Annotated in this window: 13 protein-coding genes; 7 read left to right on the forward strand and 6 right to left on the reverse strand. The window is 49.6% G+C overall.

Annotation, left to right across the window (positions count from 1 at the left end; genetic code table 11):
- A partial coding sequence (locus INF77_RS17100) for an SIR2 family protein (RefSeq protein WP_193543093.1) occupies positions 1 to 382 on the forward strand: 382 nt, incomplete at its 5' end.
- Positions 383 to 698: 316 nt separating this feature from the next.
- On the opposite strand, the gene INF77_RS17105 is transcribed toward INF77_RS17100, so the two are convergent.
- From INF77_RS17105 to INF77_RS17130, 6 genes are read right to left on the reverse strand one after another with little or no spacing between them, the layout of a single operon-like run.
- Positions 699 to 1355, reverse strand: a complete 657-nt coding sequence (locus INF77_RS17105; protein WP_193543094.1) for a DUF1627 domain-containing protein — start codon at positions 1353 to 1355, stop codon at positions 699 to 701.
- 14 nt (positions 1356 to 1369) lie between these two features.
- A complete protein-coding gene (locus INF77_RS17110; RefSeq protein ID WP_227415167.1) occupies positions 1370 to 1792 on the reverse strand; it encodes a replication protein P in 423 nt (140 codons plus the stop codon).
- Positions 1793 to 1796: 4 nt separating this feature from the next.
- Positions 1797 to 2831 (reverse strand): DnaT-like ssDNA-binding domain-containing protein, encoded by a 1035-nt coding sequence (locus INF77_RS17115; RefSeq protein ID WP_370529670.1) that lies wholly within the window; start codon positions 2829 to 2831, stop codon positions 1797 to 1799.
- Positions 2821 to 3084, reverse strand: coding sequence for a DUF4222 domain-containing protein (locus tag INF77_RS17120; RefSeq protein WP_193533005.1), 264 nt, complete (start codon positions 3082 to 3084; stop codon positions 2821 to 2823). Before INF77_RS17120 ends, INF77_RS17115 begins: the two co-directional genes overlap by 11 nt.
- A gap of 16 nt (positions 3085 to 3100) precedes the next feature.
- On the reverse strand, positions 3101 to 3550 hold the full coding sequence (locus tag INF77_RS17125) for a hypothetical protein (protein ID WP_193533004.1): 450 nt from the start codon (positions 3548 to 3550) through the stop codon (positions 3101 to 3103).
- Complete coding sequence (locus INF77_RS17130; protein WP_047749228.1) at positions 3550 to 3762, reverse strand: Cro/CI family transcriptional regulator; 213 nt, start codon at positions 3760 to 3762, stop codon at positions 3550 to 3552. The genes INF77_RS17125 and INF77_RS17130 overlap by 1 nt, the downstream gene beginning before the upstream one ends.
- Before the next feature lie 77 nt (positions 3763 to 3839).
- On the opposite strand from INF77_RS17130, the gene INF77_RS17135 reads away from it, so the two are divergent.
- The 6 genes from INF77_RS17135 (at position 3840) to INF77_RS17165 (ending at position 8931) form a co-directional block, all read left to right on the forward strand.
- Positions 3840 to 4259, forward strand: coding sequence for a helix-turn-helix domain-containing protein (locus tag INF77_RS17135; protein ID WP_149366343.1), 420 nt, complete (start codon positions 3840 to 3842; stop codon positions 4257 to 4259).
- Positions 4260 to 4491: 232 nt separating this feature from the next.
- Positions 4492 to 4689, forward strand: a complete 198-nt coding sequence (locus tag INF77_RS17140) for a hypothetical protein (protein WP_193055944.1) — start codon at positions 4492 to 4494, stop codon at positions 4687 to 4689.
- Positions 4686 to 4868: a DUF1482 family protein gene (locus INF77_RS17145; RefSeq protein ID WP_040017165.1), complete on the forward strand. Its 183-nt coding sequence runs from the start codon at positions 4686 to 4688 to the stop codon at positions 4866 to 4868. The genes INF77_RS17140 and INF77_RS17145 overlap by 4 nt, the downstream gene beginning before the upstream one ends.
- A gap of 176 nt (positions 4869 to 5044) precedes the next feature.
- Positions 5045 to 7525 carry a 3'-5' exoribonuclease domain-containing protein gene (locus tag INF77_RS23500; protein ID WP_370529669.1) on the forward strand — a complete coding sequence of 827 codons (2481 nt, stop codon included), beginning with the start codon at positions 5045 to 5047 and terminating at the stop codon, positions 7523 to 7525.
- Between the two features lie 52 nt (positions 7526 to 7577).
- Positions 7578 to 7823, forward strand: a complete 246-nt coding sequence (locus tag INF77_RS17160) for an excisionase (protein WP_071787694.1) — start codon at positions 7578 to 7580, stop codon at positions 7821 to 7823.
- Positions 7804 to 8931 carry a site-specific integrase gene (locus tag INF77_RS17165; protein WP_193543095.1) on the forward strand — a complete coding sequence of 376 codons (1128 nt, stop codon included), beginning with the start codon at positions 7804 to 7806 and terminating at the stop codon, positions 8929 to 8931. Before INF77_RS17160 ends, INF77_RS17165 begins: the two co-directional genes overlap by 20 nt.
- Positions 8932 to 8951 lie beyond the last annotated feature (20 nt).

Below are 8951 nucleotides of genomic sequence, written 5' to 3' on the forward strand. Positions count from 1 at the left end.
TAAAGCCCACGGTTGTGTTGGTACGCCGGAGCGTACAATTTTAACAAAATCTGATTTCTTTAAGGCCAGATCGGATTACCCAGGTTTTTTTAGCTCTTTAGAAAGTATTTTTTTAACTCACACTATACTTTTTATCGGTTATAGTGTTAACGATCCTGAAATCCAATTAATATTGGAAAATAACATAATAACTTACCCAAGCGATAACCCACATTACGCCACCACGTCTAAAGGTATGCATAGAACAATGATTGCTGCCTTTAAAAAAACGAATAATATCGCGATGCTTGAATACAACCCCGAAGATGATCACATTGAATTAGTAGATAGTTTAATTGAATTATGCGGTCAGGTTGAGGAGCGAAGACAATTACAGGGCTAGTTGTAAGAGAGGGTATTTATTGCACCCTCTCCCCAAAACTAGTTTCTCATATTACACAATTTCCCATAAAACAATTTAATAGCTGGTTGCACTTCAGGTCTGTTTTATCTCCCCCCATCACTTCCTGACAACCAGCTTATGCCATCTCGCTTCAAGCTCCTTTCGGGCCGCTGCCTCACCATCAGGCGGGAACGAAAATCCCGCGCGGATGCCAAGGCAACCGTTCGAACAGCGGACCTCTGCCGAACCCCAGTTCATCCCGCGGCTGCGGACCCTCAGTGAAGGAGCCATGCCGCATTCAGGGCATTTCGGTAAATCAGACATTTCCCAACCCCTCCAGCAGATGCTTATGTCGGCGCAGCTCACGAACGGCACCCTGAAGACGCTGCAGGTTAGCCAGCTTCGCTTTCGTGCGTCGGATTTCGGTTGAGATATAACGCGATGACGGAATAATCAGATCATCCGGACGGCTGGCGAAAGCTGGGATATCTCCGATAATTTCTTCCAGGGTTTTGCTCTCCTGAGCAGGTGCGGCCTTGGCCTCCTCTGCTACGGGCTCCTGCTGCTCTGACTGTATTACCGGTTCCCCCGCCAGGCTCCAGGTGATGTTTTTCCCGTCCACATGGCGCAGGACCAGACCGTCCTTGCACATGGCACCCAGCGATGCATTCAGGGCTCGCGAACCTTTACCCAGCTTTTCTGCGACCTGATTAGCGGTCATGGCTCCTTGGCCCTGCATTGCTGACAGCACCCTTTCCACCAGCGGCGATGGCTGCTTGGGTCTGATACGTTTCGGCTTATGCTCTTTCGCGGTACCCACCGACCATGATCCATCGAAGAAATCGCACAACCCCTCTTCCTTCTGCTCGCGAAGCATTTTCAGTGCCTCTACGGGCTCTATATCCAGGCGGGCTGCTACATCGAGGTATGTTGCTTTACCCATTGCTTTCAGTGCGTCGATTACTGATTCCATAAATTTTCTCCTGTTCACATACGTTTTAATTTGGCTGCCTCTGCCTGCGCTTTTAGTAATTGCGCTGGGGTGGGTCCCGGCGCATGGCGTGGTGCGGCAATCTGTTTTCTAACCGGCGGGATCTGATGTCCGTCCGCCACATGTTTTTCCCACTTCGCCAGCTGCATAGCAGCAAGTGCTTCCAGTTCGCTCTGTGTCATTTGCCGTTCAACACCGGTCCGTCGCATTTCGGTACAAATCTGGTACAAAACCGGATGGCGCCATGGAAACTGTTCGGAGCTGTCATAGAGGTAAGACTCGTTACGCCAGCGCCTGTATTCCGCCATCACGTCAGCAGTTCTCAGCCCCAGAGAATTACCGCCGGTATCCGCCACCAGCGTCACAAATTCAGCCAAGTCTGGCGGCCAAGAATTTCCCGCTTTACAGCGCGCAACCATGGCATTACAGACGCTCGTCGTCTGGGCGCTGGTCAAACTCCCAATCTGCGCAATCCATAGGCCCGACGGGGCCGAGCCGTTTTTGGTCTCCCAGCGAGTGGAGTAAATTTCCAGCATCAGCTCCCAGAATTTCCACGCCTTCTCCTCGAACTCGTAGTTGCTCTGCACGTGCTGCGCGCGCTCGTTGTACAGCGGCGTTTGCTGTGGAATTTGGGTCCAGTCCTGCATGAGAATTACCTCGCGGTTTTGTTGGCTTTGTGTTCTGCAGGTGGAGAGCAAATTTCTGCTCCCACTGCGTCTGGTTGAATGCCTTGCCCTCAGAGATCCAGTAATCAACAAAGCAGGCATGGGCAGCACGTAAGTCCTCAGGTGTCAGGTTCGCAGGGACGGGGCGCCCCCAGAGGTTTGCCTGTCTGCGAAAGTCCGCAGATGGTTTCCACTCCTTGCTCATCGGAAATTTCCCCAACAACTGAGAGGCAGGGAAAAACGTGCCAGGCTGACCCGGGTATTCTGGAACTGGTCTTTCTCCGGCTGATCCAACTAGCTCCCCTCGCGCGTTATGTGTGGGGTTTAGATCTTTAGATTCCTCTGGGGGATTCCGTATCCCGTTTTTGGGATCGTTTGACGGAAAAAACGGGATCGTTTCACCGTTTTTAACAGCACCGTTTTTGGGTTCGTTTTCATAAACGCTACCGTTTTCGGTATCATTTGAACGAACCCGTTTTTGGTAATGTTCCCGTTTTTGGGTGTGTTCAGCATCTGCAATGCTTTCCTCCACCCCAATCAATCTGTAGACGGGAATTTGTTTTGTGCGTCCACGACGCTCTCCAGTATCTTGGATAAACCCTATAGCGATCAGATGTTGCAGGCTTGCCTGAACCGTCTTTTTGTCCAGCTCAGTAGCTTCCGACAGAGCGGCAATTGACGGGTATGTCGTAAAGTCAGCTCCGCACATATCGGCCAGCCAGGTCAGCACCGACTTTGCAGACGATCGCCCTGTTTTGGCCTTTTTGGCCCAACGCATGGCATCAAGACTCACTTTTCACCTCGGTGAACTTAATTTCAAACTCTCGGCGCCCTGTTTCACTGACGCCGGTGTGCCCCTCCCGCCGATATGACACGCGGAGCTGGGATGCACGTAAAACAGTCACCATGCGCCCGCGTTCGTCGCGGTACCGCTTCCCTGGAATGATTTCACCGCGGCGATCCACTGGCTCCTGAGCGGGTCGGTTATTCATCGCGTTTTTCATGCGCTCTGCCAGTGCGCTCGCTAATTCCTGAGAAGTACGCATAGTTGCCTCCAGAACGTTATGCAGCCCGATGGCTGTTCATGATTTGAACCTTTACGCCCACCAGCTGCGCCAGCGCGTCTATCGCTTCCAGAGTTTCACGCCTGATTACCGGTTGCGGTTTCCCGGTGAATACCGCGTTGGTGGCTTCGATACACTCTTTGTTAACCCTGGCAGCCCGGTAGAGCATGCAGTCTTTCTGCTCCAGCTCGTTATCAATGGCGGTGCGGATGGCATAGCTCAGGGCTTGCGCCTGCTTAAGGTAGTTAGGCGTATGGTTGCGGAATGCACGCTGAATAATTTGCTTGTTGTTGTGCAAGCGCCGCGCGTACTCGTCAGGGTCCGTCACGTTATCCAATGGCTGAAGCAGATCGCCAAAGTGATGCGGGGTTATAAGCTGCGTGACCGTCTTCCATCCCTTTTCCTGAGCCCAGGACTCCAGCTCACATGCTAGTTTTTTGATTTCCATCAGTCAGACTCCTTTGAATCTTTTGGGTTATCTTTGTGCTCATACAAAACTGAGTCGTACTTCAATGCACCACCCGTTATCTTTTCCAGTCGCGCGGCTCGTCGTTCAGGGACCAACTCCCCCCATTCACTGACAGAGGATCGAGCGATGTTGAGAGCTCTCGCCACATTGGCTTTTTTCCCAAAGTGTTTTATTACATCTTCGGTTTTCATTGGGTTCCCCTTGGTAAGTTTTCCTAACTTTATATGTTAGGGAAACAAGAGTCAATGCGCGTTAGGATTTCCGAACTATGAAAACGATCGGTCAGCGTATAAAAGAGCGACGCTCTGCCTTGAAATATACCCAGCGCAGCCTAGGTAAACAGGCTGGGGTTGCCCATGTCACAATCTCTCAGTGGGAACGTGATGAAACCTCACCGAGAGGCGATAACCTATTCAAACTAGCTGCAGCACTGAACGTAGAGCCGGGCTGGATTATTAAGGGTGATGAGGGGTATGAACCACCACCAGCCGAATCCTACAGATTGTTATCCCCACAGCAGCATCAGCTTTTAGAGCTCTTCGACAAGCTTCCTAATGCAGAGAAAGAACAACACATCATCAATTTGCGGGATAAGGTCAAGGACTATGATCAAACGTTCAATGACCTCATAAAAACCAAAAGCAAAGAAGAAATCCTGCAGATCCTCAAAAACCTCGACATCAAATAATTTTCACCCTCATAGGCCGCTCCAACAGCGGCCTTTTTGCGTTTTCCGCACCCCTTATGTTAGGTTTTGCGAAATTTATACTTGACGATTTGTTAGGTTTAAATAACAATCAGCGTTATCAAAACTTAACAGCAGTAATCAGTAAACGTTCCGCCTACCCGGCGATAAGGGTAAACAGAGCGAACAAGCAGGACGCCCATGAAGTAGCTGCCGGCGACATACGAAACACCGGATGAAATGGAAAGACAATCGCGCAGCAGGTTTACCGTTCCGCCAGTTTGGCGTTAAAGGCACACAGGAGTTAACCATGATCGATTTCGCACGCAAAAAAGCTGGCTGCCAAGCCGTTCGCTTAAATTTGTTTGAAGTTCTGGTTCGTAAGCTTTGCTACTTACTGGCCCAAAAAGGCAATCCAGAGCTAAAAGCATGAGCTCGTTCTTTGCCCTGATCGTTACCGTCTGTGCCCTCACCGGGGAATGCTCAGACATCATGCTCGGTGTATACAAAACCGAATCTGGCTGTGATGCAGCTGCCAAAGAGCAGCACATTAAAGGAGAGTGTTACCCGTACAAATCGGCTGACGACCAACAGCCAGCTTTCAAATTTTAATCGAGTTGTGACTAATGGCTGCTACCAGCCCCTAAAAGCACAAAACCCGCGCAAGGCGGGTTAAGTACCCGGTCAGCCGACCAAAGCTTTCCGGAATCGAGTTTTGACCAATGACCACTACCCAAGGCGGCAATCACTAGCTGCGGGTATCTTACAACCAAAATTAAGGACCCGATATGGAATTCTTTCATTTAATCAAGGCAACGCAGAAATCCGGCAAAGAAGATGCCGTTATCTGGTTCACGGCTAAATCAGAAGCACGAGCCAATTTGCAGCTGGATGTAGAGCTGGAAGATGCTGGCATTGAAACCGGCCGGGGCAAGGATTATAGCAAGCCTGTCCGTACCGATTTCCCTGTTTACAACGACCTGCCGGAAGAAAGCACAGTAGATTACACCTGGTGCAAACGCTACGAACTGCAGGACGATGGACGCACCTGGCTGCCAAAGGCTGGTGCTGGATCAACTGAAGCCGTGGACAACACTGCCGCACCGGAACCGACCGTTAAAGTCGAAAGTACCGTCGAGAGTGTTCCTCTTGAAAACCGCACTCCAGCGGTCCGTTTTGCCGTCCACATGACCAGCGAAAAATACCAGTCACATATCACTAAAGAGCAGCAGCTGGCTGCCAGCGAAATGTCACTGGATGAAGGCAATACCTATCTTCAGAACATGCTGCTGGCGAAGAACAACATCCCTGAAGTTGCCGAACTCAGCCTGTACGCTGAGTGGAAACTGGTTCAGGCGATTAAGCAGGTATTCGCGCCAGATGAAGCGCACGAAACTGAAGATATCGCTGCATTCATGGCTGACTGGGCTAAAGCAGATGCCAGCGTTCACAACCAATTAGTTGAAGACTGGCGCAGTGGCAAATTTACCCCTCTGAAATCTGAAAGCACCAGTGACACCGGGGTTATAGCAGGTCAGGGTCTTGAAGCTGATAACGGTATCCAGATTGACAAGAATGATGACGAAACCACACGTTATCCAGTCGTTCGCATGCCCTTCCGCAAGCAGGTACTCGCCCAGTTCACCTGCGACGAACTGCGCCACCACTTAACCCGCGAAGAATACGAAGGTATCAGCGCGCTGGAGATGGACACTGACAATAGCTATGTCCAGAACCTGCTGCTGGCGGCAGAAAACTGCGAACAGGTTAAGGGTTACGACACCAAAGACCTGTGGCGCTATACCGACGCCATTCGCAAAGTGTTCAGCCAGGAAAAGCGTCACGAACTCGCTTTGGTTCTCCGATTCACCAGAATCTGGGCGGCGACTGATTACATTGACCGCGGCCTGCTGGTAAAAGAATGGGCCAAAGGCAATCGCGTTGCAGAAATACAGCGTACTGAAAGCGGTACGAATGCTGGCGGAGGCAACAAGACCGACAGAAACCCTGACCTTAAACATGATCTCGACACTCTCGATTTAGAGATTGCGCTGGCCACGTTACCAATGGATTTCAACATTTACGATATCCCTGGTGGTGTTTTCCGTCGGGCTAAAGAGATTGTTAGTAAGAAAGAAAGTCCGTTCAAGGAATGGTCTAAAGCCCTTCGTGCAACCCCGGGAGTTTTGGATTACTCGCGTGCGGCTATCTTTGCACTTATCCGTAGCGCTCACCCAGAACATTATCTGTATCCGGCACGTCTCAGCGGATTCATTAACGCGAACCTGACTGAAAGCGATCATTCTGCACCATCAGACGAAACTCTTGTTGCGGCACGCCATAACCCGGAGGTGAGCTGGACAAACGAGATAGTGACTGATTCTGCTTTTGAAACTGGCGGCCAGAATGAAGGTGCGCAAGTCGACGGCGGCACGCTGCCGGTTCTCGAAAAAGTTGGTAATGGTCTTTTTTCTATTGAAGGGCTGGCCACCAGCAACGCTGTAAATGTCCAACAAAATACCGCGGCGGAGTACGTTGATAATGTGCAGATGGAAGAAACTGGCAATGATGAAACCCCGGACGGTGCTGCGTTATCAGAAGGCACGGAAGAAACTATCTCAGGCGCAAGCACTACTGAGACTTATAGCAGCACAACTGCCATAAATAATGATTCCGGTCATCATAATTATACCGACCCTGAAATGCTCTATACACACCTTATGATCGACATTGAAGCTTTTGGTAAAAAAGCTGATTCACCAGTCGTATCTATCGGGGCCGTGTTCTTTGATCCATCTACTGGTAATACCGGATCGGAATTTTACAAAGTTATTAGCCTGGAATCAGCCATGGCCAGCGGCGGAGTTCCGGATGCATCTACCATTATCTTCTGGCTAAAAGCTTCGCCCGAAGCGCGCTCTGAGTTGGTAATGGATGACGCTATTCCGCTCGATGATGCATTACTGCAGCTAAATGAGTTTATAGGCGAGAATGCGGTTAACGGCCCTGATTCTGTTCAGGTCTGGGGTAATGGTGCCACTTATGACAATGTCCTGCTTGAGGCATCTTATGACCGTACGGGGATCCCCTGCCCATGGAAATTCTGGAATAACCGGGATGTAAGAACCATTGTCGAGTTGGGTAAAGCCGTTGGCTGCAAGCCTCGCTATGAGATCCCATTTGAGGGAGAACCTCACAAGGCTATTTCGGATGCTCTTCATCAGGTCAAATACGTGTCAGCAATCTGGCAGCGTCTGACTGAACACTGATTTTTTAATATCAGAAAATGGCCCTGATATGGGCCATTATGAGGTAAATCACATGCTTCAAATGCTGACTTTAGAAGAATGGGCTGCGGAAAAATACCGGAGTAATCCTCCAAGTCTGAATACTTTACGCCGATACGCCAAAGAGAGCATGTTCACTCCCCCGGCCACCAAAGAAGGAAGATACTGGCGGGTAAGAGAAGATGCCGAGATTACAGGTAATTTAACCCAGCCCGTTATTAAAAAATCTGATTCTCCTATGCTTCAAAGGATACTGTCTGATGGCTGCTCGACCACGTAAAAACAACGTCAAGATACCTAATCTCTATCCGCTATACAGTCGGAAGGTAAATAAAATCTACTGGCGTTATAAGCATCCTGTTACTGGTAAATTTCACAGCCTCGGAACTAACGAGGCTGAAGCAACAGCAATAGCAATCGAAGCTAATGAGCGACTAGCTGAACAGCGCACCAGGCAGGTTTTGGCTCTCAGTGACAAGATCGCCACCAGCAAAGGAAAGGCGATAACAACAAATACGTGGTTAGATCGTTATTGGAAAATTCAGGATGAAAGACTGGAGAATGGTGATATCAAGCCGAACACTCATAAACAAAAGGCTAAACCAGTAGCCCTACTTCGTGAGAGCGTGGGAATGAAATTGATTTCATCCGTCGATGTTCGGGATGTTGCCCAGATACTGGAGTCCTATGTTGCAGAAGGTCAACCGAGGATGGCCCAAGTAATCCGCTCTGTTTTGATCGATGTATTCAAGGAAGCCCAGCATTATGGCGAGGTACCGCCGGGTTATAACCCGGCTCTTGCTACAAAACAACCGCGCCGGCGAGTTACCCGACAACGTCTAAACCTCGACGAATGGCAAAAGATTTTCGCGATAGCTGATGCCCAACATCAATACATGGGCAATGCAATGCTATTGGCTCTCGTTACTGGTCAACGCCTTGGGGATATTTCCAACATGAAGTTTTGCGATATTTGGGATGACCATCTGCATGTCGTTCAGGAGAAAACAGGGAGCAAGCTAGCGCTCCCTCTATCCCTAAGGCTTAACGCGATTGACTGGAGTTTGAGGGATGTAGTTGCACGTTGCCGTGACTATGCAGTGAGTCCATACCTAATCCACTTTTTTCGGGCAACCTCAATGGCAGAACGAGGTGCCCAGGTAAAGTCGAACACAATAACAATGAACTTCAGTAAGGCTCGTGATAAATCAGACATAAATTGGGGGGATGGCACGCCAGCTACTTTCCATGAACAACGCTCGTTAGCGGAAAGACTATATGAGATTCAAGGGATAGATACTCAGAAGTTGCTAGGTCATAAGTCACCGAATCAAACGGCTCGATATCATGATGATCGGGGTAAAGATTGGATAAAAATATTTATATAAAGGAGTATACACTCCTTTAT

The sequence above is a fragment of the Enterobacter cloacae complex sp. P1B genome (genome assembly GCF_014982345.1).
Classification (GTDB): Bacteria; Pseudomonadota; Gammaproteobacteria; order Enterobacterales; family Enterobacteriaceae; genus Enterobacter; species Enterobacter bugandensis.

Excerpts from the sequence above, each read along its gene's own strand:
- INF77_RS17105 (WP_193543094.1), bottom strand. The coding sequence starts at position 1,355 with ATGGAATCAGTAATCGACGCACTGAAAGCAATGGGTAAAGCAACATAC.
- INF77_RS17110 (WP_227415167.1), bottom strand. The coding sequence starts at position 1,792 with ATGGTTGCGCGCTGTAAAGCGGGAAATTCTTGGCCGCCAGACTTGGCT.
- INF77_RS17120 (WP_193533005.1), bottom strand. The coding sequence starts at position 3,084 with ATGCGTACTTCTCAGGAATTAGCGAGCGCACTGGCAGAGCGCATGAAA.
- INF77_RS17125 (WP_193533004.1), bottom strand. The coding sequence starts at position 3,550 with ATGGAAATCAAAAAACTAGCATGTGAGCTGGAGTCCTGGGCTCAGGAA.
- INF77_RS17130 (WP_047749228.1), bottom strand. The coding sequence starts at position 3,762 with ATGAAAACCGAAGATGTAATAAAACACTTTGGGAAAAAAGCCAATGTG.
- INF77_RS17135 (WP_149366343.1), top strand. The coding sequence starts at position 3,840 with ATGAAAACGATCGGTCAGCGTATAAAAGAGCGACGCTCTGCCTTGAAA.
- INF77_RS17140 (WP_193055944.1), top strand. The coding sequence starts at position 4,492 with ATGAAATGGAAAGACAATCGCGCAGCAGGTTTACCGTTCCGCCAGTTT.
- INF77_RS17145 (WP_040017165.1), top strand. The coding sequence starts at position 4,686 with ATGAGCTCGTTCTTTGCCCTGATCGTTACCGTCTGTGCCCTCACCGGG.
- INF77_RS23500 (WP_370529669.1), top strand. The coding sequence starts at position 5,045 with ATGGAATTCTTTCATTTAATCAAGGCAACGCAGAAATCCGGCAAAGAA.
- INF77_RS17160 (WP_071787694.1), top strand. The coding sequence starts at position 7,578 with ATGCTTCAAATGCTGACTTTAGAAGAATGGGCTGCGGAAAAATACCGG.
- INF77_RS17165 (WP_193543095.1), top strand. The coding sequence starts at position 7,804 with ATGGCTGCTCGACCACGTAAAAACAACGTCAAGATACCTAATCTCTAT.